The following is a 26,512-nucleotide window of genomic DNA, read 5'->3' on the forward strand; positions in this document are numbered from 1 at the left end:
TGCATTATAACACCTTGACTGTAACCGTTTTACGACCAAATTGAATCGCTGCATTTTGCGAATACATTAAGATGTCAATTTTATTTCCTTTGATGGCGCCACCAGTGTCAGCTGCCGTGTAGGTACCCATCGACTTGCCCCCTACGAATACTTGTACTTTCGTTCCGAGTGGAATGACGCGCGGGTCTACCGCGACTACATTTCGCTTTTGGGTACGAACGTTCCATCCAAGTGCTGTCTTACCTGAACATCCCTTGCAGTACGGTGTATATGCCGACGCTTTCATCGTATACGTCTTCACGCTTGCTGGTTTGATTGGTTTAGGAGCACTTACAGTACGTAAGTTCTTTGTAGGAACCCATCCGGCCTTCCCTTTATAGTTCACGCGAATCCAAGCACCTCGAGAACCTGTACGTTGAAGACGATCACTCGCCGTCATCTTCCCAATCACTCGTGCATTTGATTTCCCTTCTGCATAGACCATCTTCGAACCTGACTTTGTTGCAACATATACTTTTTTCGTAGCTGCTTCTACTGGTGAAGTTGGTAGAGCAAATGCAAATACGGCGATGGCGAGAAGTAAGAGCGTCATGATTTTTTTCAACATACGTTTATTCGTCCTCTCTTCGTCAATTTGGTTTCATTTCATATCATCATCTATCGAACGAGTGACTTGTCACTCCAATTGAATATTTCGTCCAGATAACTATATGACGAAACATCAGTCAGTGCCGTTACACTTCCTGTTCATTTGAGTGACACGAACATTACAAATCGATGTCAAAATTAACGGTTTATCATGTTAGATTGGACATTTAAATCGAATACGAGATATTTTTATAAATTTACATCCAATATATGGTTTATTCATGTCATAAACATTGCAAAACGATGCAAATATAGCGCCTAATGTTACAAAGGAGAAAACATTTGTCCTACTTCCGATTCTTCACATTAGTAAAAAAGACTCATAAAAAAACCCACGTTACAGGAAGTAACGTGGGTTCGTTTCATATTATGCGTGTGCTTCGACAAGGTTTGCAATGCGTACCGTGTCGCGCGCGATGACCAATTCTTCGTTCGTCGGGATGATGATGACTTTAACTGGTGAGTGCGGATAGTTGATGAACAACTCTTTTCCGCGAGCACCGTTGTTAAGTGAAGGATCCCAGTAGACACCCATGAATTCAAGACCGCGAAGGATGCGTTCACGGATGACGTCCGAGTTCTCACCGACACCTGCTGTGAAGATGATGGCGTCGACACCATTCATTTCAGCCGCATATTGACCGATGTAACCGTGAATACGGTTCGAGAAGATTTTCAATGAAACTTCTGCACGATGGTTGCCTTCTGCAGCCGCTTGCTCGATGTCACGCAAGTCACTTGAGATACCAGAAAGACCGTACACGCCAGACTCTTTGTTCATGACGTTCAATACATCTTCAGCAGACTTCCCTGTTTTTTGCATCAAGAACGGGATGAGGGCAGGGTCCAAAGAACCTGAGCGCGTTCCCATCGTGATTCCTTCGAGTGGTGTGAAGCCCATCGTTGTATCGATTGAGCGACCACCTGCTACTGCAGCGATCGATGCACCGCTACCGAGGTGACATGAAATCAAACGCAAGTCTTCTAGCGGACGACCGAGAAGTTCTGCCGCACGCTGTGTGACATACTTGTGGCTCGTTCCGTGGAAGCCGTATTTACGTACACCATGTTCTGTATAGTATTCATAAGGAAGACTGTACAAGAAATTCTCTTCAGGCATTGACTGGTGGAACGCTGTATCGAATACCGCTACTTGTGGGACATTCGGCAAAATTGCCTGGAATGCACGAATACCTGTCAAGTTTGGTGGGATGTGAAGTGGTCCGAGCTCTGTGAACGATTCGATGTTCTTCATGACTTCATCGTCAATGACGACCGAATCCGCATACAACTCTTTTCCGTGTAACACACGGTGACCTACACCAGAAATCTCATCGAATGATTGGATGATATCCAATTCGATCAACTTCTCCAACGTCAATTCAACCGCTTCTTTGTGCGTGTGAAGTGGTGTGACCACGTTGAACTTCTGTCCTTCACCGTACTTGATTGTAAAAATCGCATCTTCTTTCCCTACACGCTCTACAAGTCCGACTGCGAGCAACTCTTCCGTTGGCATCTCGAGTAACTGGAACTTGAGCGATGAACTACCCGCATTGACTGCCATAATTTTCGTCATGTCATACACCTCTTACCTTTCGTTTTAAACGCATATCTTTATCTGTTCAATTTAAAACTGATAACTGTATCATAATGAAGATACTTGATTTTGCATACCTTTTTCAAGTATTTTGTCCATTATTTTTGAGTTGTTTTGAACCAATCATCAATCTGTTTCACAACATTGGCTACCGCTCTGACATCAGTGAATGACGGAAGTTCCACAAATAGCGCTTGTTTTGGCCGTGTGACGCCTTCTCCTACTTTTTGAAGGAGCAATAAGCTTTTCGCGTAACGTTCGTCTTTAAACATCGTCGTCGGAAGTTGAATGACCCCTTTCACAACAGCCTCACGGTCCATCCATTGTTTTAATTTCCCTTCGTCATCCTGTTCAAACAAATTGTTCGGGATGACAAATAATCCATGCCCACCTGGTTTCGTATGGCGAATCGCCTGTTCCATCAAGAGGAAATGCGAATAGGCATGTCCTTGTTCTCGTTTCATGTCGTATCCGGCTGCCACTTCATCATTTGGATAATATCCGATTGGCAAGTCAGCAACGGAAAGGTCGCTCGGTTCAACAAACAGAGGAGCAAGGGCGTCTTGATGGAAGTAGGATACTGGTTCTCCTAACAAGTTACTAATGGAATAGGAAAGACGAAGCAACAGTTCATCCACTTCGACCGCTTGCGCTGTCGCATCTTTTAACTGAGAGAGAACGGCGTGCGTCAACGTACCTGTCCCACTACCTAAATCTAGAATCGTCGCGTTTTCCTTAAGTAGCTTCGAAGCTAGATAACCCATAAATAGGCTGACCGCATCCGGTGTCGGTTGATTGTTCGGGGGGAGTTGTGTCGTTTCTTCCAAGACGAGTAAACTCACTGCTTTACGGACATCGTCCATCTTCTCTTTTTCAATGTCAACATGGTCAAATACTTGGACGAGTGCCTCGATCGGTAATACATCCAGGTCGTTGACCAGTTTCTTCGCTTCCTTCTTCCAATCACGATAGAGTTGTTCAAAACGTTCCATTTTCGTTCATCCTTTCCATACAAAACCGGCCCCCATGAGAGGACCGGTCGGTTCACGTACTAGTGTAAGCTATTTTAATCAATTTCGCCAAACGAATCAATTCACTTGTTCGAACGCCTCAAGTGCCGCCGCGAAATCAACTTCATCTGTCATTTCATCCATATATTGTACATATTGGACGACGCCATTCGAATCGACGACGAATACAGAACGCGCAAGGAGACGCATTTCTTCAATTAAAACACCATATGCTTTGGCGAACGAAAGATCGCGGTGGTCCGAGAGGGTGACTACGTTATCTAAACCAGATGCAGAACACCAACGGCGCTGTGCGAACGGCAAATCGTTCGATACAGTCAAGACTGTACCACCGAGTGATGAGGCCTTTTCGTTGAACTCACGCGTTTGTGCATCACATACGCCTGTATCGATTGAAGGAATGACACTGATTAGTTTTTTCCCCGGATAGGTTGCTAACGTCACTTCTTCTAAAGCAGTCGTCAAGACGCGGAAATCAGGAGCTTGATCTCCTACCTTCACTGGATTTCCTTGTAATGTTACGTTGTTCCCTTTAAATGTTGGCATGTACTCATCCCCTTTGTTGTAGTTACTCGTTCATCATATCGATGAACTTGAGCCTTTGACAAACTTCCTGCTTTTGGCTCTGTTTCAGTTTTCCCTATATCGGTAGGAAGAAACACGTTATAATAAAGAGGACACCATTGACAAAGGGGATGACTCAGATGAGAAACAACGTCTATTTGTACCATCGTAACGTCAACGAATTCACAAAAGAAGTGAAGAAACTGAGAGAAATCGGGGAAAAACACGGGTTCAACATCGTAAATCAACCGGAGGACGCGAACATCATCGCTGCAGTCGGCGGGGACGGGGCATTTTTACAGGCGGTTCGCTACACAGGCTTTCGTCAAGACGCCATCTACGTTGGCTTCGGTCGTGGATTGAACGAGTTTTATTGTGATTTCGACATACATAAACTCGATGAAGTCGACCGCCTCTTCTCGGACAACTCGGTGCGAATCGAAGAAGGTCTCGAAGTCCGGAAGTATCCACTTCTTTCAGCATCGATCAACGAATCGACACCGCTCCTCTGTTTAAATGAGGCTTCGATTAAATCAAGTATTATCAAATCACTCGCCATCGAGGTCTATATCGACGATCTACATTTCGAAACATTCCGTGGGGACGGAATGGTTGTATCGACGCCGACGGGATCGACTGCCTATAACAAATCTCTCAGCGGTGCGGTCGTCGACCCACTCATCCCATGTATGCAAGTGAGTGAGATCGCTTCGGTCAACAACAATCGCTATCGCACACTCGGCTCATCCTTTATCGTTCATGATTCGCGTAAGTTGTCACTCCGCATCGTCGAAGACGGCAACGACTACCCGATTATTGGGATGGATAACGAGGCGCTCAGCTTGAAGTACACAGACCGAATCGATATCGAACTCTCGGACCAGGTCATCAAGACTGTCAAGCTTCGGACCAACTCGTTCTGGCATAAAGTGCAACGTTCATTCTTCTGATGTAAAAAAGAGTTGCTTCATCCCTTTCGGATGAAGCAACTCTTTTTTACAGCGTGGCTTTTTCTGCTTCGTACACTGGTTGCCCTTCGACGACAGTCATGACAAGACGGTTGTGCAGGATGTCTTCCCCACTCAATTTAAAGAAATCTTCATCCCATACTGTGAAGTTGGCATTGTAGCTTTGAACCAATAGCCCGTTTCTTCCGTGCGTCCCTGTAGCAACATGAGGCGAATATGTGAAGCTGCGAAGAGCTTCATACATCGAAAGACGTTCACTCGGATTTAGCGTGCTCGACCCGTGAAACGATTGTCGCATCACCGCTCCAAACAATCCCTTTCGAACGTCAACAGATGAAATCGGCGCGTCACTTCCTCCTAACACCAATGCTCCCGTATCGAGTAAAGACTTGAATCGATAGACATCATGCACACGCTCATTGCCCAACCGCTCGAACAGCATGTCCATGTCATCCGATAAAAATACCGGCTGTGCATCAATCAAAACAGGCAATGATTTGATTCGGTTGATCAATGAGTCATTCAATAAAGAGGCATGGATAATTCGATCTCGTGTCCCTTTTCTGGCAGGGTACTTTTCAAGCAGGCCGACAAATTGCTCAACCGCCGCATCACCGATCACATGCGCTGCCACATTCATCCCGTATGTTCGTGCTTTTTTCACAAGTGCCTCGAGATGATCTGGTCGATGCACTTCAATTCCTCGTTGACTCCGATCATCCGCATACGGTGCAGATAACAGAGCGGTGCGTCCACCGAACGAACCGTCGACAAAGAGTTTCATCGCACCGAAGTCAAACCGTTTCCGACGCGTCATCGCATCTTGCTGGATGACACGATCCACCACCTGTTCGTGGACGAGAAGGTGTGCTTGAAACGGAAGTTCATCCAGTACATCTTCGTACGCTTGAATCGTTTCGAGCGGATCTCCATGATAGAACAAGTCTTCCGTATGGGCACCAACGATTCCATGTGCGAATAATGAATCGATCGCCCGGCGAAGAGAAGCGGTATTTTTCTTACGATTCCCACTCAATTCTTTATATAAGAGATCTAGTGCAGCATCATATAGGACGCCATTCAATTTGCCTTCTTCATCTCGCCCAAGTTTTCCACCTTCGATCACCGTATGGTGGATCAGTCCAAGTCGTTCAAGTCCTTTCGAGTTCACGACGGCTACGTGACGACAGACACGCTTCAACACGACAGGACGGTCGTCAATCACTTCATCAATCATCTCGCGTGTCGGCATGTCACCGAGCAGACGATCATCAAACCCTTCTGCGACGATCCAATCGTCGTCCGACCCTCGTTGCTTCATCGTTTCAAGTAATTCTCGAAGATCCGTCGCTTCACTCGCATCGACACGGTCGAGCGCTTCGCCGTATCCGACAAGGTGAATATGTGAATCGGTAAAGGCCGGATACACACTCTTCCCTTCCAAATTCACAATCTCCTCGATGCGACCCGCATATGTACGTCGGAGATGTCCCTCGTCCCCCATCTTCAAGACGCGTCCATGCTCAATAAACATGGCACGTTCCATCTCACCTGGTTTATTCAATGTGTAGATGTTCCCGTTGACCCATAGTGTACCCATCTGACGATTCCTCCTTGATTGAAAAAAGATTGACGTCTACGTTTTTCCCGTTTCCGTCAATCTTCATGCATCGTTTATTTTTTTAGCAATTCCTGCTGTTCTAACCCTTTATCCACACGTTGACGAATTTCATTGGCTCCGTTCTCATCGAATCGACCGAGCACCCGCTCACCGATTTCGACCGCAGTGCCATACTCTCCATGCAAGAACTTGTTTTCCGCAAGCGTCAAGGCGATATGGACCTCGTTGTCACGGCGACGGAAGCGGTTTGCATATTGGAGCAACTGTTCCGCATACGTCACTTGACGAATCAGTGCATGGACACGGTCACGGAAGTTATCCATCATCTCTTCGACATCATGGCTAAGCCCGACGATATACGTCATGTTGAACGGTGCCTTGTCAAACTGTTCGTCTAACGACTGGACACCTTTTTGGAGCTGACGTAAGTCGTTTGACAAATCATTCGGAACAACCGGCATCGCACTTTTCGCTAACAGGCGACGATGCCCAGACAATTCTTTTTTCCACGTTTCTAACTTGTGACGGACCTCAAGCTCTTCTTTACGTAATGAATTCGTATCCTCAATGAAACGCTCATGCATGGCACTGAATTGGTCAAGTGACCGTTTCGCTTCCTGCACTTTGGATTTGATCATACTAAACGGTAACATTTGCGCGACGAGAGCTTGTTCAATATCAAGTACATTCGCCGTGAGAGTCGTTCGTTCACGTTCTAATTGTTCGAACTCTTCTCCGACGCGTGCATTGATTTCATAGTTGCTTACAAGTCGAGACATTTCCGTCTGTAAGTGATTCATGATTTCGGCAGATTGCAATTCGCGCTCTTGTATCGTCGCAAATTCTTTTTTCACGTATTGGCGGGCATCGACCTCTGTTCGGAATGCTTCGAATAATTGATCGATATCCGAGCTCAACTGTTGCATGTCCTCTTCAAAATGATCAAATTCCAAGCGTTCGATTCGAGCCATCAACTCTTCTCGACGATCTTCCGCTTGATCGATTTCTTCCATTAATCCAAGTGGTTCAAGCGCATACCCGTCCATTTGCATTTCTTTATGTCCAGCCCGGAGTTGTTGAAGTTGTTGTTTCAGTTCCACTTGAACCGTACGTACAAATTGCGGAATGATCCGAATCAGTTCACGGATGTGTCCTACTTGATTCGATAAGGCTTGTCCGGTTTCAAATGCTTCAGAAACTTGACCGACCTGCTTTAAGTTGATCATCTCACTGCGTTTCGCCTCGGCAGCGGCAATCTCTTGTTCCACCAATGCATAGGTTGGTCCGAACGCATGGTTTTGTGAATTCAATGTCTTGCGGAACTGATACAACTCTTTCTCATCCTGCTTCACAATGTCCATAAGCGAGGTGTGATGCGTCGTAAATTCATCCATCTCATCGAGCATGGCGTGTACCATCGTCTCGAGCTCTTCAATGAGTTGTTCAGTCGCATTCAAGTCAGCTTTGACTTTCATGAAACGATATTTATCCAAGTCTTCCTCAGCCCGGTATAACGCTTCATCGATTTGACCTGCATGTACACTCACTAACTCATCCCAAGATTGATGCCAACGATCAAACTTTTCTTTTGTTTCCCCTTCCATCGGCCACTGTTTGAATTTCTGGAGTTCGACGGGTATGCTCGCACTGAGCACACTTTGTTTCCTCATATCCAAGTCGTCAATTTTTTGGTAAAAATTCCTTCGAATGAGCATACTCCCCAACATGCCGCCTAATACGACGACGATGATTCCAATGATTAATCCATAAATTCCGTAATCCATCTTTGTCACAACCTCCAAGCCGCTTTCGTGGACTTATGTACCTTTATATAAAAAAAGAAGTATTTTATAAGAATAGATATACCTAATCATATTATAGAACCAACGATTTGCATAGGTTTTCCAATGGTTTCAGTGGAGATTGTTCATTTTTTCGGAACTTTCTAACAAGACAAATCTTAAATTTGAGTGTACCATAATGCTAAATTCTAAAAACACGAAAGATGGAGGGGAATTTATATGTTCCAAACGACATCGTACTCAGGTGATTTGACAGCCGGTTACGAACTATTAAACAAGCAACTCGCCGCATTATTAGAGGGCGAAACAAATACAGTGGCCAACCTTGCCAACGCCAGCGCTTTACTCAACCAATTTTTAGATCGGATCAACTGGGTCGGATTCTACGTGACTGATTCTGAAGACAGTCTAATCTTAGGACCATTCCAGGGACTCCCGGCTTGCGTTCACATCGCGTTCGGTAAAGGGGTTTGTGGAACTGCGGCAGCTACACAAGAAACACAGCTCGTGGCCGACGTTCATCAATTCCCCGGTCATATCGCATGTGATGCGGCTTCGAATTCTGAAATCGTCGTCCCTCTCGTACGTGACGGGAAAACAATCGGCGTGCTCGATATCGACAGCCCGGAGTTCGACCGTTTCTCAGAAATCGACCGTCAAGGACTCGAACGTTTTTGCGAAACACTTCTTCGCTATATTTGATTGACAAGAGATGGTATTCATCGTATACTCATCTTTGTGCATGAAATGACGATAGCAGTCACAGACAAACGTATCCACCTTTCGGGCCTCGACTTTTGTCGGAGGGGCATCTCGTAGCTTCGCTATCAAGTGAAGGTGCTTGCACCTAGAAAGGGGCGTTACTCGTCTTTGACACCGTTGTTCTTTTGTGCAAAATACATGAACAACAAGGAGGAGTCCAATCATGGCTCGTTACACAGGTCCAGCTTGGAAACTCTCGCGTCGCTTAGGCATCTCGCTTAGCGAAACGGGTAAAGAATTAGCAAAACGTCCTTACGCACCAGGTCAACACGGAAATGGTCGTAAGAAAATCTCAGAATACGGTCTTCAGCTTCAAGCGAAGCAAGCACTTCGTCACATGTACGGAGTGAACGAGAAGCAATTCCGCCGCATCTTCAACGATGCTGGTAAAATGCCAGGCATCCACGGTGAGAACTTCATGTTCTTGCTCGAATCACGCCTTGACAACCTCGTTTACCGTTTCGGCCTCGCTCGCACACGTCGTGGAGCACGCCAACTCGTCAACCACGGTCACATCACTGTTGATGGATCACGCGTTGACATCGCGTCTTACCGCGTAAAACCAGGTCAAGTTATCGCTGTTCGTGAAAAGTCGAAAAACGTAAAAGCAATCGCTGAAGCACTTGAAGTAGCACCAGCTACAAAAGACTTCGTATCGTTTGACGCTGAGAAACTCGAAGGTACATTCGTACGTCTCCCAGAACGCGCTGAACTCAACGACCAAATCAAAGAGCAACTCATCGTCGAGTACTACTCACGTTAATGCTTTTTATCCCCTTCTTCACGAAGGGGATTTTTTTATTTCTTCAAAATCTCTTGTCGAATGCGTCCCATTTGCGTATCGAGGGCATCCGCCATGAGTGACGCTTCAATCAGCTCTTCTTTCGATGATTCTGGCACGGCATGTTGATATTTGTACTGAAGCTTATGTTCCGTTGCCGCCCAAAAGTCCATGGCGAGTGTCCGAATCTGAATCTCCGCAGGCACCCAGATGATTCGTTCTGCCAAGTAGACTTTCGTTTTCACGATGAGATGTAAGCTCCGATACCCGCTCGGTTTTGGATGTTTGATGTAATCTTTGATTTCGATGATATCTAAATCATCTCGCGCCTCTAGATGACGCAAGATTTCATAAATATCGTCGCGGAAGCTCGTAACAATCCGAATGCCCGCCACATCGTGCACATGTTCCCAAAGCGCCGAAACTTCCAAAGGCAAGTCTTTCCGTTTCATCTTGCGCACGATGGACGGCAATGTCTTCATTCTCGTCTTCACATGTTCAATCGGTGAATACCCGAGTCTCGTCTGCCAGTCCAAGTCGATGATCCCGAGATCGCTCTCAAGTTCCGTGATCGCCATTTCATAATAACGAAAGTGTTCGCGCCATTGATGGAACTGCTCACCGAAAAATTCTTCTATCTCCATCGTCATCCCTCCTATCTTCCCATTTTAGCAAATCCGAACCGCACGTCATGTATAAAAAAAGTCCATTCCTCAACAAATGAGGAACGGACATCGTGATTATACGTGACGAATCACAAAGTATTTCTTCTTACCACGGCGAATGATGGTGAATTCACCGAGCGTGTCTTCGCGCGTAATCATTTTATCGAGCGCTTGTTCACGTTCGCCGTTCAAGTAAATCGCTCCGTTCGTCACATCTTCACGTGCCTGACGTTTCGATGGTGAGATCTTCGCTTCGACGAGGAGGTCGACAAGGTTGCGTTCACCGTCAAGTTCGAATTGCGGCATGCCTTTAAACGCATCTTCCATATCTTCCGGTTGAAGCGACGTCAAATCTCCGCTAAAGAACGCTTTCGTGATGCGCTCCGCTTGTTCAAGTCCTGCTTCACCGTGGACAAGCTTTGTCATCTCTTCTGCGAGTCGGCGCTGTGCCACGCGCTTTTCAGGCGCTTCTGTCACTTCGGCTGCAAGTGCCTCAATCTCTTCATGCGACATGAACGTGAAGTATTTGATGAACTTGATGACATCTGCATCGTCGACGTTGATCCAGAACTGGTAGAACTCATATGGCGACGTCTTATCCGCATCTAACCAAACCGCACCGCCCGCTGTCTTCCCGAACTTTTGTCCGTCCGACTTTGTGACGAGTGGCACGGTGAGACCGAACGCTTTTTCAGAGTGACCAAAGCGACGAATCAATTCAAGACCTGCCGTGATGTTCCCCCATTGATCACTTCCACCGACTTGAAGACGACATTTCTCTGTCTCGTATAGTTTCAAGAAGTCGTAAGATTGGAGCAACATGTAAGAGAACTCTGTGTACGAGATCCCGTTCTCCATACGTGAATCGACAGAGTCTTTCGCGAGCATGTAACTGATTGGGAAGTGCTTCCCAATGTCGCGCAGGAAGTCAATGATTGACATCTCTTCCGTCCATTCGTAGTTGTTGCGAATCGTGATCGGGTTCTCCCCTTCAAGTGGAAGGAATCGGCTCAACTGATCCTTGATGCGATCGGAGAAGAGCTTGACCGTATCCAACGTGTTTAGTGAACGTTCATCCGAACGACCAGACGGGTCACCAATCATCCCTGTCGCCCCACCGACAAGCGCGATGACCTGATGGCCGGCCTGCTGGAAACGTTTCAGCGTCAAGATCGGGAGCAAGTGCCCGATGTGAAGCGAGTCCGCTGTCGGATCAAATCCCGTGTATAACGTCGTCGGTTGCTTGAGTTGTTCTTTTAATCCTTCTTCATCTGTCATTTGGTTGACAAGTCCTCGAAACTCTAAATCGTTTAATAGTTCCATTTGTTCCACTCCTTCGATTGACATAAAAAAACGTCCCTTCTCATATGAGAAGGGACGGAGATTCCGCGGTACCACCCTACTTGTCGCAATTTGCGACCGCTTGAGCGAGAGATAACGGTCTCGAACCGGCCCGAAGGCACGCTCTAAAAGTGTAATTCATCGATTGACATTGGCTAGTTCACAGCAACCACTAGCTTTCTGGACAAGAGGCCCGTCGACTACTTCGCTTTCTTCACAGCGTCATTATCTTGTTGACTATGCTATTCATTTTATAAGCATCGTTTTCAACTTGTCAACTCTTACAATGAAACTTGCACGAGACTTCGGTTTCGAGGTAAGGTGTAGGTTGAATTGTGCTATAATCGAATATATTACTGTCTAAAATAGTTTTACACCATATTTAAGGAGGCTGTCATGCTGCAGAAGATTCGAGACTTATGGAATAATCCGACGTCATTGAAAGTACGTCGTTATGCCAATGTTATGTATGATGTGTCGTGGAACGTCCTACTCCTGACCATCATTTCTGTTGTACTCATCGGATTTTTAGGTGCTGGAATTGGTGTCGGATATTTCGCGTCACTCGTCAAAGATATGCCGACCCCGGCTTATAAAACGATGACTGCGCAAATCAATACGTATACATCGACTTCCAATATTTACTTCGGAAGCGGGGAGCGCATCGGGAACTATACGACCGATGAGGTACGAATCCCGATTCCAGTAGAAAAAGTTTCTCCATACGTTGTCGATGCACTACTTGCGACGGAAGATGTCGAATTCTATGAGCACGATGGCGTCGTTCCAAAAGCGACGTTACGCGCTATTTTACAAGAAGCAACAGGATCTGAAGATCGCACGGGTGGTTCAACGTTGACGCAACAATTGATTAAAAACCAAATGTTGACGAACGAAGTATCTTTCGAACGGAAAGCAAAAGAAATATTACTCGCCCTTCGTCTAGAGAAGGCGATGGACAAAGATGAAATTTTAAACGCCTATCTGAACGTCGTCTCGTTCGGACGTAACTCGATGGGACGTAACATTTCAGGGATTGAGGCCGCCGCTCGCGGTGTGTTCAATACTTCGGCAGAGAAATTGACACTTCCACAAGCCGCTTTCCTTGCCGGTATCCCAAAAAACCCATTCTTCTACACACCTTACTATCAAGGTGGCGTCATCAAAGAGGACGTATCGGGTGCGGTTAACCGAATGAAAACGGTATTGAACCGCATGTACGTTGCAGGAAAGATTACGAAAGAAGAATATGATGCCGCTTATAACTACGACATCACGCAAGACTTCATGCAGACTCAGACGAAGCCTCGCGACAAATATCCGTACGTGGTAGACGAAGCAGAACTTCAAGCACGCCAAATCGTGACGGATTATCTATTGGAGCAAGATGGGATTGAAATCAATGAGTTGAGCTCGGAGGAACAGGACTCTGTCCGTTCGACTTATGCGAAGCGTGCTCATAACATGTTGCGTCAAGGTGGGTTCAACATCCGTTTGACATTGGATAAAGAAATTCACGAAGCGATGCAACAACCGGCTAAAAACGCTGGCAACTTCGGACCGAATCAAACGATTAAAGATGAGAACCGCACACTTCCTGAACAAACCTCTTCTGTCATGATTGAGAATAAGACCGGGAAAGTACTCGGATTCGTCGGAGGTCGCTACATCAATGGCAAGACCGACGATTTGAACCGTGCTTTCTGGGCAGAACGTCAAATCGGATCGACTGCAAAACCGATTCTTGTCTATTCAAATGCGATTGAAGCTGGCATGATTACACCTGCCACTCAAATCATTGACGAGGAGTATTTCTATAAGTTTACTGGTCCCGGACAACCGAAGAAACAAGTTCAAAACGAAGGGAAAACGTATCGCGGTGCTGTCACAGTACGCGATGCGCTCAAGCTCTCCTTGAACGTTCCGGCTGTTAAGATTTATGAAGAACGTAACCAAAAACCTGCTGATACTCAGAAATTAGTCGACATGGGAATTCCGGTATCTGAAGGAAACCGTTATGCTTCAGCGATGGCACTCGGTACCGGGGAAGTCAAGCCTATCGATTTGGCCGCCTCTTATGCGATGCTAGCAAATTACGGTGAACACGTGGAGCCGTACTTCATCCAAGAAATCGAATATCAAGGTGAAGTCATTTACGAAGCGAAGCCGAAGAAAACGCGTATTTTCACAGAACGTACCTCTTATCTCGTGGTGGATATGCTCCGCGACGTCTACACGTCAGGTACTGCGACATATGCACAATCGTTGCTCAGCGTTCCTGGCGATTGGATGGGTAAAACCGGTACAACGAACGATCAACGTGATTCGTACTTGGTCGGGTCGAACCCGAACGTTACACTCGCCGTCTGGTCAGGTTATGATTCACAACGCCTCTCAATGCTAGATGGTTGGGATTATGGACGTTACTATCAACGGACACAGCGCATCTGGTCGCAAACGATGAATCGTGTCTATGCGGATGACCCAGAAGCTCTAGGCGTCAGCGCACGCTTCTCACAACCTTCAACCGTCACTTCGAAAGACTTCCAAGACTCAGGTTCATTCTCTGAGAAGAAGAAAGTAGAAGAGAAAGAAAAAGAAGAGGAAGAGAAGAAGAAAGAAGAAGAGGCCAAGAAAGAGGCCGAAGAAGCAAAGAAAGAAGCTGAGGAGAAGAAACAAGAGGCTGCTGCCGATGCTGCCGCTAAGAAAAAAGCTGAAGAAGAAGCTAAACAAAAAGCAGACGCCGAAGCAAAGAAAAAAGCTGAGGAAGACGCGAAGAAGAAAGCTGAAGAAGAGGCTAAACAAGAAGCCGAACAACAAGCTGAAGAAGAAGCCGATGCTGATGCTAACGGTGAATAAACAAAGGGTCGACACACGATGTGTCGACCCTTTGTTTATCTTAATCTTCCATCGTCGAGAGGTCACCTGTTTCAAGATTCAATTCCCAAGCCTTCAAGACGCGACGCATGATCTTCCCGCTTCGCGTTTTCGGCAACTTGTCCTTGAATTCGATCTCACGTGGTGCTGCATGCGCAGCCAATCCTTCTTTGACGAACTGCTGGATTTCTTGTTTTAACTCATCAGACGGTTCATAACCTTTACGTAGCGCAATGAACGCTTTGATGATTTCACCTCGGACCGGGTCCGGTTTTCCGATGACACCCGCTTCAGCCACAGCCGGATGTTCCACGAGTCGACTTTCCACTTCAAACGGTCCGACCCGTTCTCCTGCTGTCATGATGACGTCGTCGACCCGACCTTGGAACCAGAAATAGCCGTCTTCGTCCATATAAGCAGAATCACCTGACACATACCAATCTCCCCAGAAGTAACTCTCATACTTCGCATCGTTCTTCCAAATCTTCCGCATCATCGACGGCCAAGGCGTCTTGAGTGCCAAGTTCCCCATTCGGTGTGGTGGAAGTGGTTGACCCCGGTCATCCAAAATAGCCGCTTCGCAACCTGGGATCGGTTTCCCCATTGAGCCCGGTTTGATGTCCATCGTCGGATAGTTACAAATCATCATCGCACCGGTTTCTGTCATCCACCACGTATCATGGATTCGAAGATCAAATGCTTCGTGTCCCCAACGAATGACTTCTGGATTTAGCGGCTCACCGACGGATAAAATATGACGAAGTGAAGACAAATCATACTTCTCAAACGCTTCGTCGCCAGCGCCCATGAGCATGCGGAACGCCGTCGGGGCACTATACCAAACTGTCACGCCAAACCGTTCAATGACCGAATACCAAAATTCAGGATTGAAGCGTCCACCAACGATGACGTTTGTCGCACCATTTAAGAAAGGCGCAAAAATACCGTAGCTCGTCCCCGTCACCCATCCAGGGTCAGCCGTGCACCAGTAAATATCATCCGGTTGAAGATCGAGTACCCATTTGCCGGTCATCATATGTTGAATCATCGCATTATGGACGTGGAGAACCCCTTTTGGTTTTCCTGTTGAGCCCGATGTATAGTGTAAAATCAGACCGTCTTCACGGTCGACCCACGTCAATTCGAGATCTGTCGTCGCATCGTTCGCCAGTTTACGATAATCGAGCACCTTTTCCGACTCTTCGACATCGTCCCCAACGAGTAGAATTGTCTCTAAATGAGGCAACTGATCGACCGGAATGCGCGGCAACAGTTCTTTCGTCGTCACAATCACTTTCGCTTCCGAGTCGAGCAAACGGTCGTGAACCGCCTGTTCCATGAACGCCTCAAACAATGGACCGACGATGGCCCCTCGTTTGATTGCACCGAGCAAAATAAAATAAAGTTCTGGCTGACGTGGCATAAAGATAAAGACGCGGTCGCCTTTCTCCACACCAATCGACTTCAGAACATTACCAGAACGATTACTTTCTTTCTTCATATCCGCATACGTGTACCGCTCTTCTCGATCCCCATCGAAATAAAGCAGTGCCACTTTTGTCGCCAATTCACTTTCCGCATGGCGATCGATGGCTTCATATGCCAAATTGACTTTCCCCGTCAAATTCCATGAAAACAATGCTTCTGCTTGTGTCCATTCAAACGACTGACAAGCCTCTTCATACGACGCTAATTGATGTTCCCCTGTTAACGCTTTCAATTTTTCCATCGCTAAAGATTCGCCTCCCCTGTAAAGATTGGTATAACCACTTTCAGTATAGTGTTAAAATTATGACAAATCAATGAATTTCCAATTTCATCAAAACAGGATGATTCCAGCTTGATGAAAGCGCTATAATAAGAGATGGAAAAGGTGGTGACCCTATGGAAAAACAATATCATTCAAAAGTGTGGCAGACCTCACAAGGTGACGTCACGATTGATGGTCCGGTGGCGCCTGACGTGTTACGGACGTATCGTCTTGATGAAGGATTGACAGCTTTTCGTGAACCGGAAGATCAGCACGAAGCACTCGTCGATATTGCTGGGTTAAAAGAAGGAAGAATCATCGTCGCCAGGCAAGACGATCTCGTGATTGGATACGTGACTTTCCTCTATCCTGACCCGTATGAGCGTTGGAGTGAAGGAAACGACCCATACATCCTTGAACTCGGGGCAATCGAGGTGAGTCCTCGCTTCCGTGGTCAACGAATCGGGAAACAATTACTCGAAGTATCGATGATGGACCCACATATGGATGACTTTTTGATTTTGACGACCGAATATTATTGGCACTGGGATTTGAAAGGTAGTGGACTCTCGATTTGGGATTATCGAAAAGTCATGGAGAAGATGATGAATCACGGTGGACTTGTTTTCTTCCCGACAGACGATCCTGAGATTGCCTCCCATCCTGCCAACTGTTTGATGGCTCGTATCGGAAAAAACGTACGCCAAGAATCAATCGACCATTTTGATTCACTTCGTCTTCGCCGACGATTTATGTACGACTAAGGAGGGATTTCATGTTAATCGAACAGATGATGAATCGACATGTCGTGACGATTCAACCGACCAATACGATTGCCCATGCCGCAAAATTAATGCGTGAACATCGTGTCCGACATTTGATTGTGACAAATCCCACTCGACAAGTCGTCGGGATTGTCGGCCAATTCGAGATGAGTGGTGCGACGAGCGTCTTTCATCCCGAAAGTGAAAACGCAGACTTTCAAAACCCTGTATCGAGCATCATGCGATCCGAGGTACCGACAGCGCATCCATTCGATTTCTTTGAAGATGCAGCTGCCTTGTTTTACGAAAACCGGCTAACCTGTCTCCCTATCGTCGAACAAGGGAAACTCGTCGGTGTATTGACAGAGACCGATTTATTACGTTACTTCGTGCAATTGACAGGCGCACTCGAACCGAGTTCGCAAATTGAAATTCTCGTCGAAAATACGACCGGCACACTCGAAAAAGTGACCCGACTCCTCGCCAAAACAAACGTCAATATCATCAACGTCTTCGTTCATCCGACGAGCGATCCCTATAAACGTATCATCTCTTTCCGCGTCCAGACGATGAACCCGCTCCGAATCATCGAACGGTTGAAACGTGAAGGGTATGATGTCCTCGGTCCGGAGATGTCACGATGAGACCGATTTACATATTTGGCGAAGACGAGACGTCTTATCGCTTTCATGAGGATCACCCGTTCAATCCGTTACGACTGGAATTGACGACATCCCTTCTGATTGCAGCCGGAAAACTCTCCAAATCGGAATGTGTGTCTCCTCCACTCGCTTCGGTTGAAGCGTTAGCGCTCGTTCATGACTTTGACTACATCGAAGCCGTCCAAGCTGCGGCGGCAGGAGAACTTTCTACGCTGAAAGCGAATAAGTTTGGTCTCGGTACGGAAGACACTCCCATCTTTCCGACGATACACGAGGGAGCCGCACGGCTTGTCGGTGGGACGATTCATGCGCTCGATCTAGTTGCGAGCGGCAAAGCAGAGCGAGCCTTCCATGTTGGGGGCGGTCTACATCATGGAATGCGGCGCAAAGCATCAGGATTTTGCGTCTATAACGATGCGGCCGTCGCCATCGCACATGTGAGAAAACAATACGGGTCGCGCGTTCTCTATGTAGATACGGATGCGCATCATGGGGACGGGGTCCAATGGCTCTTCTATGACGATGATGATGTGATGACTTTATCCATACACGAGACAGGTCGCTATCTCTTCCCAGGTACCGGAATGGTGACAGAGCGAGGGAATGGGAAAGGATACGGCTATAGTTGGAACGTACCAGTCGATGCATTCACCCAAGATGACTCATTTTTGACGTGCTATGAGACCGTTTTACGTGAAGCGTGCGAATGGTTCAAACCTGATATCATCCTGACTCAGAATGGTGCGGATGCCCATGTCTTTGATCCACTCACCCATCTCGCATCAACGATACGGACGTTCGAACAGATTCCACAAATCGCTTCACGTATGGCAGACGAGTATACCGATGGTCGTCTCGTCGCACTTGGTGGCGGCGGCTATGACTGGTATCGAGCCGTTCCTCGCGCCTGGGCACAAGTGTGGGCCGGTATGACGAGAGAGACACCCTATGCCGGAGATATCCCGACCGAATGGATTGAGCAATGGTCCGATGTCGCTGGTCAACCGTTACCCACTCGGTGGGACGACTCTCTTTACGCGTTTGATCATATCCCGCGGCGTCAACAAATTGAAGAAAAGAATTGGGAAGTCACGAAGCGTGCCTTTTGGCCGTTCATCTCGAATGATCGAAAATCGATTTATTTATAAATAAAGCTGCCCGTTCATCTCAAAAATGGATGAACGGGCAGCTTTTCTTTTAGTCCTGACGAAGCGAGTCACGGCGTTCGATTCGGTGAGGAAGCACGACGTTTTTCTCTTCGATTTCTTCCGCGTTCAAAATCTTAGTCAAGAGACGCATCGCGACGGCTCCGATATCGTACATCGGTTGAACGACCGTCGTCAACTTCGGACGAATCATCGTCGCGAGGCGCGTGTTATCGTGACCGACGACTTCGAAATCGTTTGGAACAGAGTAACCTGCATCTTGAATCGCATGGATGACCCCAAGTGCCATTTCATCCGTCCCTGCGAAGATGGCTTTCGGACAATCGTCACGTTGCAACATTTTTTGCATCGCCTCGAGACCAGACGCATACGTATAATTTCCGAGAATCATATCGTTCTCATGGAAAGGAAGACCTGCATCTTCAAGAGCACGGCGGTAACCGGCAAATTTCTTCTCGCCATTGATTTGTTGCTCGAGTGGTCCAGTGATGAATCCAACACGGTCATGTCCGTGGTTGATCAACATCTGAGTCGCGTCATACGCCGCTTGCTCATAATCGATATTGACAGCCGGGAGATCATATCCTTGGTTCAATGTCGCTGCGAGAACGATTGGAACTGGTGATTTTTTGAACTCTTCCACGAGATCTTCATGCAAACGTCCACCCATGAAGATGATACCGTCCACTTGTTTACCTAATAGCGTATTGAGTAAATGGACTTCCTTGTCACGACTCGAATCTGAGTTACCAAGGATGATGTTGTATTTATACATCGTCGCCACGTCTTCGATACCTCGCGCCAAGTCGGCAAAGAAGATGTTCGAGATATCCGGTACGATGACACCGACCGTTGTCGTTTTCTTGCTTGCTAGTCCACGTGCGACGGCGTTCGGACGATAACCAAGACGGTCAATCGCATCCTGTACTTTCTTGCGTGTTGTCGGTTTGACGTTCGGGTTTCCGTTGACGACACGAGAGACGGTCGCCATCGACACCCCGGCTTCTCGTGCCACATCATAGATTGTTACGTTGTTACTATTCATAAACTACTCCTCCTACAAGTCCTGATTTTCAAAAAGTTTTCATAAAACGTCTTAAAAAAGGAAGACAGGTATCTGTCATCCATTTACCCTGTCTTCATGCGATATAAAACGTTTCCATTTGGAAAGCTTACTTTTTCACCAAATCAAGTTGGGGAAACTGGACCGTGAGTCCTTCCACAAATTGATCGAATTGATCGAAGTCCAATTGTTGTTGCGCGTCCGAGAGGGCGATCGCCGGATTCGGGTGCACTTCTACCATCACACCGTCAGCTCCGATTGCAAGGGCCGCTTTTGCAGCTGGCAACAATAAATCACGACGACCGGTCGAATGCGTGACGTCTACCATAACAGGCAGATGCGTCTCTTGCTTCAAAATCGGCACAGCGGTAATGTCCAACGTATTGCGTGTCGCACGTTCATACGTTCGAATTCCCCGCTCGCACAAGATGACTTGGCTGTTCCCGCTCGCCATAATGTACTCTGCCGCATAAATGAACTCTTCGATTGTAGCGGATAATCCGCGCTTCAACAAGACCGGTTTGTCTGTCTTCCCAACTTCTTTTAACAAATCGAAGTTCTGCATGTTGCGAGCTCCGACTTGAATGATGTCAACATACGGTAACGCCGATTCCACTGCGCCAGGAGTCATGATTTCTGTGATGACTCGTAGGTCATGTCGGTCAGCTGCCGTCTTTAACAGTTTCAATCCCTCAAAACCTAAGCCTTGAAAATCGTAAGGTGACGTACGCGGTTTATAAGCACCGCCTCGCATGATTTTAACACCAGACAATGCAAGCTTTTCTGCGACCGCATTCACTTGTTCGAAAGACTCTACGGCACATGGTCCTGCAATCAATTGTGGACGGCCGTTTCCGATCGTCACATCTTTCATATGGACCAACGTGTCTTCCGGTTGACGTTTACGCGAAACGAGAAGCGTTTTATCTCGATCTTCTCCTTGTAATTCAGCAGACGCTTTAAAGACTTCTTTAAAGATATGTTGAAGACGTGACGTTTCAAACGGCCCTTGGTTTGATGCGGCAATAAAATCAAGCATCTCTCGCTCTCGGACCGGATCATAACGTTCGACACCTTGAAGACGTTTAATTTTTCCAATTTCGACGGCAAGTGTACCGCGCCGACTAAGCAAGTCGAGCATTTCATGGTTCAATTCATCCATTTCTCGACGTAATCGATTCAATTGATCTTGTGGACTCATAGTTTCCCTCTCATTCCTAAGCCGTTCTTTCCAGATTCCTAATTATATCGAACTTTGTGCGCTTTGTCATAAGGAAACCTTCTACGACACAAAATCACCAAAAAAGGACCGAATCCATTCGGTCCTTACGAATTACTCATTTTTTTTTAAGTCTTTCTTTAAATCTTCTAGTTCTTCTTTCGATTCCTCGTCGAGCAACTCATTGACAGGTGCTTCGAGCGAATCGTCAGACTCTGAATCCGATGCGTTCGATGGCTTTTCTTCTTCAGCCGCGCGGTCCATCTGTTCCTTCACTTCCGATTCTGCTTCCGCAACGAGTTGATCTGCTTTTTCCATCGCCTCTTCAATCGAAAGCTCATCTTCATCGATTTGTTGCTTCAATTCTGCAGCTTCGCGTGCCTTATCTTTTACGATATTGAGGACAGGTGCCGCCTTATCGCTCGCCACTTTAATCCATTCCCCGACGACCGGTTCTGCTTTCTCACGCATCTCTTTCGATTTGACAGTCAGGCGCTCTCGCGATGTTGACGTCTTCTCATCAAGGTACGTCCGTACTTCACGTCCGTTTTTCGGAGACGTCAGTAACGCGACTGCCGCTCCAACAATCCCTCCGAGAATGACACCCGTCAAAAATCCGCTACTTGATTGATTCTGTTCTGTTGATTGCTTTTGGTCTGTCATGTGTGAGTTCCTCCCCGAGATTAACTTATTTGATCGTATCATCCGTTTGAATCAAATCAGGTGATACAGGTGTTTCTGCTTTCTTCTCGCGTCGTGTGCGACGACGTGGACGTTCTTTTGTAGTAGAAGATTCAGGTTTGTTCTTCTTGAACAATTCGACCGCAACCGATCCCCATCGGACGGCTTGCGCAATCTGTTCTTTGTTTTCGTCCGCTGCCGAATGGACAGAAGTCGAGACGGTACGAACAGACTCGGTTACCTCGTTCAATGATGTCCCTAGCTCATCAAGCGCATGAGCGACAGGTGCGAGCAATTCTGTTTTTTCTTCGACGTTGTCTACGAGACGGTTCGTCTTATGTAAGAGCGCCGTCACTTCCATCGTGATTCCATCGAGCTGGCGTTCTAAATTTTCGGTCGTATTGGCGACGCTTCCGAGTGTACGATTTACATTCGACAAGACACGCGCCAAGAAGATGACGAGTACGACAAACGCGAGCGCCGCAATTAGCCCAGCGATGCCTCCTAATGTGATCTCCATTCAATCCATTCCTCCTATTCAATCGTTTCTTGTTTCATTATAGCACCATTATGACTGAAAAGATTTGCTACAACCGTTTTCGCCATTCGGTCTGATTATTCCTTTACCCGTTTTTGTGTTTTCGATTACACTAAAATAGAAATTCATAAAAAAAATTAGGGGTGATCGTGTGAGAGATCCAAGAATTACACAATTAGCTGACGGTTTAATCAATTATTCCGTCAAGCTACAACCGGGGGAAAAGGTATTAATTGAGAACTTCGGCGTCGAAGAGTCGCTCGTTGAAGCACTCGTCGAAAAGGCATACGAAGCAGGGGGACATCCTTTCGTTCTCTTAAAAGAGAGCCGTATCTTACGTAAGTTGTATACAGGCGCAAGCCGTGAACAACTCGAACTGATGGCCGACATCGAACGTAAACAGATGCAAGCAATGGATGCCTACATCGGCTTACGTGCTGGTGATAACATTAACGAGTTGTCAGACGTTCCAAGCGAACAGCAAAAACTTGTCGGTGCCACACTTGGGAAAATGCATACCGAAGACCGTGTTAAAGGAACGAAATGGGTCGTTCTCCGCTATCCATCTCCATCGATGGCGCAACTCGCTGGAAAATCGACAGAAGCGTTCGAAGACTTCTATTTCAATGTCTGTACACTCGATTACGGAAAAATGGACCGTGCGATGGATGCGCTAGTCGAGTTAATGAATAAGACAGATCGCGTGACATTGAAAGGACCAGGTACCGATCTTTCATTCTCGATTTTAGATATCCCAGCCATCAAGTGTTCTGGTCAGATGAACATTCCGGACGGTGAAGTGTTCACAGCACCGGTCAAAGACTCGGTCAATGGTGTCATCACATACAATACGCCATCTCCATATCAAGGCTTCACGTTCGAGAATGTGAAGTTGACGTTTAAAGACGGGAAGATTGTAGATGCGACAGCGAACGATACAGAACGGATCAATGAGGTGTTCAACACGGATGAAGGTGCGCGTTATGTCGGTGAGTTCGCCATCGGTGTGAACCCATACATCCAACATCCAATGAAGGATATTCTCTTCGATGAGAAAATTGATGGAAGCTTCCATTTCACACCTGGTCAAGCGTATGATGAGGCTTATAACGGCAACAACTCATCTGTCCACTGGGATCTCGTCAACATCCAGCGCCCGGATTACGGTGGCGGCGAAATCTGGTTCGACGATTTGCTCATCCGAAAAGATGGACGTTTCGTCATCGATGCGTTGCTTCCGCTCAATCCAGAAAACTTGAAATAATATAAAGAATGGTGCGCCTTTTTCAGGTGCACCATTCTTTATATTTATAATTTTGTTTTCTTCCCGAGGGCGGCAGACATCATCCAAATTTCTTTTTCGAGTCGCTCGATATGAGAAACGAATGTATCTTCAATCGCCTCATCGCCGTCCTCAAATTTCTCCATCGCATCTTGCATCTCTTGACGGATTTGTTTGAAGTCACTGATGATATCTTTGATCATCTGATCTGTCTCGGCATGACGATCGCCTTCTTTTAACGTTGAATGTTCGAGATACTCTTTCATCGTCGCAAATGGTTCGCCGTCATTCATAAGGAGTCGTTCTGCCACATCATCGTAGAGTTCTGCCACTAAATTATAGAGTTCTTCTAGTTTTTCATGATACGTGAAGAAATGCGGTCCACTAATATACCAGTGATAATTATGAAGTTTTACAAACAGCAATCCATAGTTCGCTACTTCTTTGTTTAAGGTGTTGAGTGCAACTTGACTAGCCATTCCTAACATCTCCTTTGTCATATTCATCGATACTACTATTACCGAGATTTTGGATGGCTAAACATAAAAAAGAGAGACTTTCGTCTCCCTTTCACACTTACGCTTCAAGTTTTACAACTTCTTCATATTCGCGCTGATACGTTTGAATATCACCGGCACCCATGAATAAGAGCACGGCATCGGCATGGTTGCGTAACACGCTTGTACCACCACGTTTTAAGATATGTGCTCCTTCGATTCGTGATTGAAGGTCTTCGATGGTGACCGTCCCTTCTTGCTCACGTGCTGAACCGAAAATATCACATAAATAGACAGTGTCTGCTTCGGCCAATGCCGTCGCAAAGTCGTCCATGAATGATTTCAAGCGTGTATACGTATGTGGTTGGAAGATTGCAACGACTTCTCGATTGCCATACTTTTTCCGAGCTGCTTCTACCGTTGCACTAATCTCACGCGGATGATGCGCATAGTCATCGACAAGCACTTGATCGTTTAACATCGATTCACTGAATCGGCGTTTTACACCGTTGAACGTTTCAAGACGTTCTTTTACCAATTCTTTCGGCAAGTTCTCGTAGTCACATGTCGCAATGACGGCAAGCGCATTCAACACGCTGTGGTCTCCATATCCAGGAATCCGGAATGTCCCATAGAAGTCATCACGTAAAAAGACATCAAATGTCGTTCCATTTTCTGTCGATGTGACCTGTTCAGCACGGAAATCATTGTGCGTCCCGAAACCGTAATAGACGAGCGGCACGTTTGCTTGGATGTGTTGAAGATTTTCATCATCGCCACAAGCAATGATTCCTTTCTTCACTTGTTTCGCCATTTCTTGGAATGCGTCAATGACATCATCAAGACCAGAGAAATAGTCCGAATGGTCAAAGTCGATATTCGTCATAATCGCGTAGTCTGGACGGTAGTATAAGAAATGTCGTTTGTACTCACAAGCTTCGAAGACAAAGTTCTTCGAATCCGCCACTCCCTCTCCCGTTCCATCGCCGATTAAGAACGATGTCGGTTCGATTCCACGCATGACGTGTGCAAGTAATCCCGTCGTTGACGTTTTCCCGTGCGACCCAGTGATGGCGACGCTCGTGTAATGGTTCGCGAGTTCACCTAAAAACTCGTAATACTTATAAATCGTCAATCCGAGTTCACGTGCACGCACGATTTCTGGATGATCATCACTGAACGCGTTTCCTTGTACAACGATTTGGTCTTCCGAAATATTTTCAGGATCGAATGGCAAAATTTCAATCCCTTTACGGTTCAATGCTTCTTCTGTAAAAAATGCTTTTTCAACGTCCGATCCACGGACCTCATTGTTCATATCAAATAAAATTTGAGCTAAAGGACTCATGCCCGTTCCTTTAATTCCGACGAAGTGATAACGGTTCATCTGTAAATAGCCCCCCTAATTCATTGCGGCTCGTCAAAATGCGACAAACCTTTGTCATTATAGCAAAACTCACAGAATCGTGCTATTACAGATTATTGTTTTTTTGTGCAAGTCGTCGGCTACGGTACATCGCCATCCGATCTTTTGGCGTCATCATCACATTCACAGGCGGTTGATCCGCTTTAAATGAGACTTGAACCGCTGGTGTCAAATCTGTGTCAGAAGGCATTCCTTGCTGTTCAGATGGTGTTTGTAATGTTTCTGCAATCTGCTCGATCGACGGACCAATTTGTTCCGCCAATCCATCAATATCTAGGTCAGTTTGAGGAGTGGCATCTTGTTGAGCCTCCACGACTGTCTCCTTTTTTGAACGAGATAAATCTGTTGATTGCATAAAAACAGATGAAAAGCCATTATCAAGAATCGAAACTTCACCAAGAATCGATTTGTCTTCAATTTCAATTTCCCCGGAAATCAGCTCGTTGGACTCTTCACTCCATTCAGGTTTAGAGACGGTTTCAGTAGATGACTCTCGGTTCAGCTCTTCCGTCGCAGAATGAGTAGATTCCATCGCTGAATCATACGCATCTCTCGTTTCAGGAGAGTGTTCGACCGGTAGGACAATCTTTGGTTTGGGGCGAGCATATCCATAAATCGGTGACGGGACGTCTGACGGAATGAATTCCTCGGCTGCCTCAACCTTTGGTGGTGGGGAACCTTTTTGTCCTTCTTTCGACAGTTCTCGTTTGATTCGCTCTGCTTGTTGCTTCAGTGAACGTTCATATGCATCCATACTTGATTCCTCGCTTTTTCACTCAATCCATATTTAACAAAAAATCGGTC

General features: G+C 46.5%; 24 protein-coding genes and 1 other annotated feature. Of the genes, 8 read left to right on the plus strand and 16 right to left on the minus strand.

All coding sequences use genetic code 11. The features are described from left to right. Positions 1-4 precede the first annotated feature (4 nt). The 4 genes from GVY42_RS05365 to tpx all read right to left on the minus strand — a co-directional run bounded on the left by GVY42_RS05365 (position 5) and on the right by tpx (position 3,825). On the minus strand, positions 5-607 hold the full coding sequence (locus tag GVY42_RS05365) for a 3D domain-containing protein (protein ID WP_159562538.1): 603 nt from the start codon (positions 605-607) through the stop codon (positions 5-7). Between the two features lie 408 nt (positions 608-1,015). Continuing rightward, a complete protein-coding gene (locus tag GVY42_RS05370) occupies positions 1,016-2,227 on the minus strand; it encodes an acetate kinase (protein WP_012726734.1) in 1,212 nt (403 codons plus the stop codon). 119 nt (positions 2,228-2,346) lie between these two features. Next, positions 2,347-3,240, minus strand: coding sequence for a class I SAM-dependent methyltransferase (locus GVY42_RS05375; RefSeq protein ID WP_074036496.1), 894 nt, complete (start codon positions 3,238-3,240; stop codon positions 2,347-2,349). 96 nt (positions 3,241-3,336) lie between these two features. Then, entirely contained in the window at positions 3,337-3,825 is a 489-nt protein-coding gene (tpx, locus tag GVY42_RS05380) for a thiol peroxidase (protein ID WP_159562539.1), read from the minus strand. 149 nt (positions 3,826-3,974) lie between these two features. Here tpx and GVY42_RS05385 point away from each other — a divergent pair, with 149 nt between their 5' ends. Further along, positions 3,975-4,793, plus strand: coding sequence for an NAD kinase (locus GVY42_RS05385; protein WP_201302264.1), 819 nt, complete (start codon positions 3,975-3,977; stop codon positions 4,791-4,793). Positions 4,794-4,839: 46 nt separating this feature from the next. On the opposite strand, the gene GVY42_RS05390 is transcribed toward GVY42_RS05385, so the two are convergent. Further along, positions 4,840-6,411 carry an amidohydrolase gene (locus GVY42_RS05390; RefSeq protein WP_159562541.1) on the minus strand — a complete coding sequence of 524 codons (1,572 nt, stop codon included), beginning with the start codon at positions 6,409-6,411 and terminating at the stop codon, positions 4,840-4,842. Between the two features lie 74 nt (positions 6,412-6,485). Beyond that, positions 6,486-8,216, minus strand: a complete 1,731-nt coding sequence (gene ezrA, locus GVY42_RS05395) for a septation ring formation regulator EzrA (protein WP_031423123.1) — start codon at positions 8,214-8,216, stop codon at positions 6,486-6,488. A gap of 237 nt (positions 8,217-8,453) precedes the next feature. On the opposite strand from ezrA, the gene GVY42_RS05400 reads away from it, so the two are divergent. Beyond that, entirely contained in the window at positions 8,454-8,936 is a 483-nt protein-coding gene (locus GVY42_RS05400; protein WP_012726740.1) for a GAF domain-containing protein, read from the plus strand. Between the two features lie 223 nt (positions 8,937-9,159). Continuing rightward, positions 9,160-9,759, plus strand: coding sequence for a 30S ribosomal protein S4 (gene rpsD / locus GVY42_RS05405; protein WP_031423120.1), 600 nt, complete (start codon positions 9,160-9,162; stop codon positions 9,757-9,759). Positions 9,760-9,794: 35 nt separating this feature from the next. Here rpsD and GVY42_RS05410 read toward each other — a convergent pair whose 3' ends face one another. Next, positions 9,795-10,421, minus strand: coding sequence for a GTP pyrophosphokinase family protein (locus tag GVY42_RS05410; protein WP_159562542.1), 627 nt, complete (start codon positions 10,419-10,421; stop codon positions 9,795-9,797). A 96-nt stretch (positions 10,422-10,517) separates the two neighbouring features. Then, the gene (tyrS, locus tag GVY42_RS05415; protein WP_159562543.1) at positions 10,518-11,765 is read right to left on the minus strand and encodes a tyrosine--tRNA ligase; all 1,248 of its coding nucleotides are present in this window, start codon (positions 11,763-11,765) and stop codon (positions 10,518-10,520) included. A gap of 47 nt (positions 11,766-11,812) precedes the next feature. Next, positions 11,813-12,010 (minus strand) — a binding site (T-box leader). Between the two features lie 169 nt (positions 12,011-12,179). Between tyrS and GVY42_RS05420 the strand changes: the two genes are divergently transcribed. Continuing rightward, positions 12,180-14,642 carry a transglycosylase domain-containing protein gene (locus GVY42_RS05420; RefSeq protein ID WP_159562544.1) on the plus strand — a complete coding sequence of 821 codons (2,463 nt, stop codon included), beginning with the start codon at positions 12,180-12,182 and terminating at the stop codon, positions 14,640-14,642. Positions 14,643-14,682: 40 nt separating this feature from the next. Here GVY42_RS05420 and acsA read toward each other — a convergent pair whose 3' ends face one another. Beyond that, positions 14,683-16,389, minus strand: a complete 1,707-nt coding sequence (gene acsA, locus GVY42_RS05425) for an acetate--CoA ligase (protein ID WP_074036486.1) — start codon at positions 16,387-16,389, stop codon at positions 14,683-14,685. 155 nt (positions 16,390-16,544) lie between these two features. Here acsA and GVY42_RS05430 point away from each other — a divergent pair, with 155 nt between their 5' ends. Genes GVY42_RS05430 through GVY42_RS05440 form a run of 3 tightly spaced genes read left to right on the plus strand, consistent with a single transcriptional unit; the run spans position 16,545 to position 18,984 of the window. Beyond that, positions 16,545-17,174 carry a GNAT family N-acetyltransferase gene (locus tag GVY42_RS05430; RefSeq protein ID WP_078147204.1) on the plus strand — a complete coding sequence of 210 codons (630 nt, stop codon included), beginning with the start codon at positions 16,545-16,547 and terminating at the stop codon, positions 17,172-17,174. Positions 17,175-17,185: 11 nt separating this feature from the next. After that, a complete protein-coding gene (locus GVY42_RS05435; protein ID WP_159562545.1) occupies positions 17,186-17,818 on the plus strand; it encodes an acetoin utilization AcuB family protein in 633 nt (210 codons plus the stop codon). Then, entirely contained in the window at positions 17,815-18,984 is a 1,170-nt protein-coding gene (locus GVY42_RS05440; protein ID WP_159562546.1) for an acetoin utilization protein AcuC, read from the plus strand. The genes GVY42_RS05435 and GVY42_RS05440 overlap by 4 nt, the downstream gene beginning before the upstream one ends. A 49-nt stretch (positions 18,985-19,033) precedes the next feature. Here the strand turns inward: GVY42_RS05440 and ccpA are convergent, their stop codons facing one another. The 4 genes from ccpA to GVY42_RS05460 form a co-directional block, all read right to left on the minus strand. Continuing rightward, the gene (gene ccpA / locus GVY42_RS05445) at positions 19,034-20,047 is read right to left on the minus strand and encodes a catabolite control protein A (RefSeq protein ID WP_074036481.1); all 1,014 of its coding nucleotides are present in this window, start codon (positions 20,045-20,047) and stop codon (positions 19,034-19,036) included. Positions 20,048-20,174: 127 nt separating this feature from the next. Further along, entirely contained in the window at positions 20,175-21,266 is a 1,092-nt protein-coding gene (locus GVY42_RS05450) for a bifunctional 3-deoxy-7-phosphoheptulonate synthase/chorismate mutase (protein WP_074036479.1), read from the minus strand. A 132-nt stretch (positions 21,267-21,398) separates the two neighbouring features. Continuing rightward, positions 21,399-21,947 (minus strand): YtxH domain-containing protein, encoded by a 549-nt coding sequence (locus GVY42_RS05455; protein WP_159562547.1) that lies wholly within the window; start codon positions 21,945-21,947, stop codon positions 21,399-21,401. Positions 21,948-21,972: 25 nt separating this feature from the next. After that, on the minus strand, positions 21,973-22,485 hold the full coding sequence (locus GVY42_RS05460) for a DUF948 domain-containing protein (protein ID WP_074036477.1): 513 nt from the start codon (positions 22,483-22,485) through the stop codon (positions 21,973-21,975). Between the two features lie 169 nt (positions 22,486-22,654). Here GVY42_RS05460 and GVY42_RS05465 point away from each other — a divergent pair, with 169 nt between their 5' ends. Continuing rightward, positions 22,655-23,767 (plus strand): aminopeptidase, encoded by a 1,113-nt coding sequence (locus GVY42_RS05465; protein ID WP_159562548.1) that lies wholly within the window; start codon positions 22,655-22,657, stop codon positions 23,765-23,767. A gap of 44 nt (positions 23,768-23,811) precedes the next feature. On the opposite strand, the gene GVY42_RS05470 is transcribed toward GVY42_RS05465, so the two are convergent. From GVY42_RS05470 to GVY42_RS05480, 3 genes are all read right to left on the minus strand, one after another. Next, positions 23,812-24,264 carry a DNA starvation/stationary phase protection protein gene (locus GVY42_RS05470; protein WP_012726754.1) on the minus strand — a complete coding sequence of 151 codons (453 nt, stop codon included), beginning with the start codon at positions 24,262-24,264 and terminating at the stop codon, positions 23,812-23,814. A gap of 97 nt (positions 24,265-24,361) precedes the next feature. Further along, positions 24,362-25,669 (minus strand): UDP-N-acetylmuramate--L-alanine ligase, encoded by a 1,308-nt coding sequence (gene murC, locus GVY42_RS05475; protein WP_159562549.1) that lies wholly within the window; start codon positions 25,667-25,669, stop codon positions 24,362-24,364. An 85-nt stretch (positions 25,670-25,754) separates the two neighbouring features. Further along, on the minus strand, positions 25,755-26,462 hold the full coding sequence (locus GVY42_RS05480; RefSeq protein WP_159562550.1) for a hypothetical protein: 708 nt from the start codon (positions 26,460-26,462) through the stop codon (positions 25,755-25,757). Positions 26,463-26,512 lie beyond the last annotated feature (50 nt).

Source organism: Exiguobacterium sp. 8A, assembly GCF_902506275.1.
Lineage (GTDB): Bacteria > Bacillota > Bacilli > Exiguobacteriales > Exiguobacteriaceae > Exiguobacterium > Exiguobacterium profundum.

What these genes read in the sequence shown, in the direction of transcription:
- GVY42_RS05480 (WP_159562550.1), bottom strand. Translation starts at nt 26,462, where the DNA reads ATGGATGCATATGAACGTTCACTGAAGCAACAAGCAGAGCGAATCAAA.
- acsA (WP_074036486.1), bottom strand. Translation starts at nt 16,389, where the DNA reads ATGGAAAAATTGAAAGCGTTAACAGGGGAACATCAATTAGCGTCGTAT.
- murC (WP_159562549.1), bottom strand. Translation starts at nt 25,669, where the DNA reads ATGAACCGTTATCACTTCGTCGGAATTAAAGGAACGGGCATGAGTCCT.
- GVY42_RS05365 (WP_159562538.1), bottom strand. Translation starts at nt 607, where the DNA reads ATGTTGAAAAAAATCATGACGCTCTTACTTCTCGCCATCGCCGTATTT.
- GVY42_RS05460 (WP_074036477.1), bottom strand. Translation starts at nt 22,485, where the DNA reads ATGGAGATCACATTAGGAGGCATCGCTGGGCTAATTGCGGCGCTCGCG.
- GVY42_RS05450 (WP_074036479.1), bottom strand. Translation starts at nt 21,266, where the DNA reads ATGAGTCCACAAGATCAATTGAATCGATTACGTCGAGAAATGGATGAA.
- GVY42_RS05390 (WP_159562541.1), bottom strand. Translation starts at nt 6,411, where the DNA reads ATGGGTACACTATGGGTCAACGGGAACATCTACACATTGAATAAACCA.
- GVY42_RS05440 (WP_159562546.1), top strand. Translation starts at nt 17,815, where the DNA reads ATGAGACCGATTTACATATTTGGCGAAGACGAGACGTCTTATCGCTTT.
- ezrA (WP_031423123.1), bottom strand. Translation starts at nt 8,216, where the DNA reads ATGGATTACGGAATTTATGGATTAATCATTGGAATCATCGTCGTCGTA.
- tyrS (WP_159562543.1), bottom strand. Translation starts at nt 11,765, where the DNA reads ATGGAACTATTAAACGATTTAGAGTTTCGAGGACTTGTCAACCAAATG.
- GVY42_RS05430 (WP_078147204.1), top strand. Translation starts at nt 16,545, where the DNA reads ATGGAAAAACAATATCATTCAAAAGTGTGGCAGACCTCACAAGGTGAC.
- GVY42_RS05400 (WP_012726740.1), top strand. Translation starts at nt 8,454, where the DNA reads ATGTTCCAAACGACATCGTACTCAGGTGATTTGACAGCCGGTTACGAA.
- ccpA (WP_074036481.1), bottom strand. Translation starts at nt 20,047, where the DNA reads ATGAATAGTAACAACGTAACAATCTATGATGTGGCACGAGAAGCCGGG.
- GVY42_RS05420 (WP_159562544.1), top strand. Translation starts at nt 12,180, where the DNA reads ATGCTGCAGAAGATTCGAGACTTATGGAATAATCCGACGTCATTGAAA.
- GVY42_RS05455 (WP_159562547.1), bottom strand. Translation starts at nt 21,947, where the DNA reads ATGACAGACCAAAAGCAATCAACAGAACAGAATCAATCAAGTAGCGGA.
- GVY42_RS05470 (WP_012726754.1), bottom strand. Translation starts at nt 24,264, where the DNA reads ATGGCTAGTCAAGTTGCACTCAACACCTTAAACAAAGAAGTAGCGAAC.
- GVY42_RS05385 (WP_201302264.1), top strand. Translation starts at nt 3,975, where the DNA reads ATGACTCAGATGAGAAACAACGTCTATTTGTACCATCGTAACGTCAAC.
- tpx (WP_159562539.1), bottom strand. Translation starts at nt 3,825, where the DNA reads ATGCCAACATTTAAAGGGAACAACGTAACATTACAAGGAAATCCAGTG.
- rpsD (WP_031423120.1), top strand. Translation starts at nt 9,160, where the DNA reads ATGGCTCGTTACACAGGTCCAGCTTGGAAACTCTCGCGTCGCTTAGGC.
- GVY42_RS05410 (WP_159562542.1), bottom strand. Translation starts at nt 10,421, where the DNA reads ATGGAGATAGAAGAATTTTTCGGTGAGCAGTTCCATCAATGGCGCGAA.
- GVY42_RS05375 (WP_074036496.1), bottom strand. Translation starts at nt 3,240, where the DNA reads ATGGAACGTTTTGAACAACTCTATCGTGATTGGAAGAAGGAAGCGAAG.
- GVY42_RS05370 (WP_012726734.1), bottom strand. Translation starts at nt 2,227, where the DNA reads ATGACGAAAATTATGGCAGTCAATGCGGGTAGTTCATCGCTCAAGTTC.
- GVY42_RS05435 (WP_159562545.1), top strand. Translation starts at nt 17,186, where the DNA reads ATGTTAATCGAACAGATGATGAATCGACATGTCGTGACGATTCAACCG.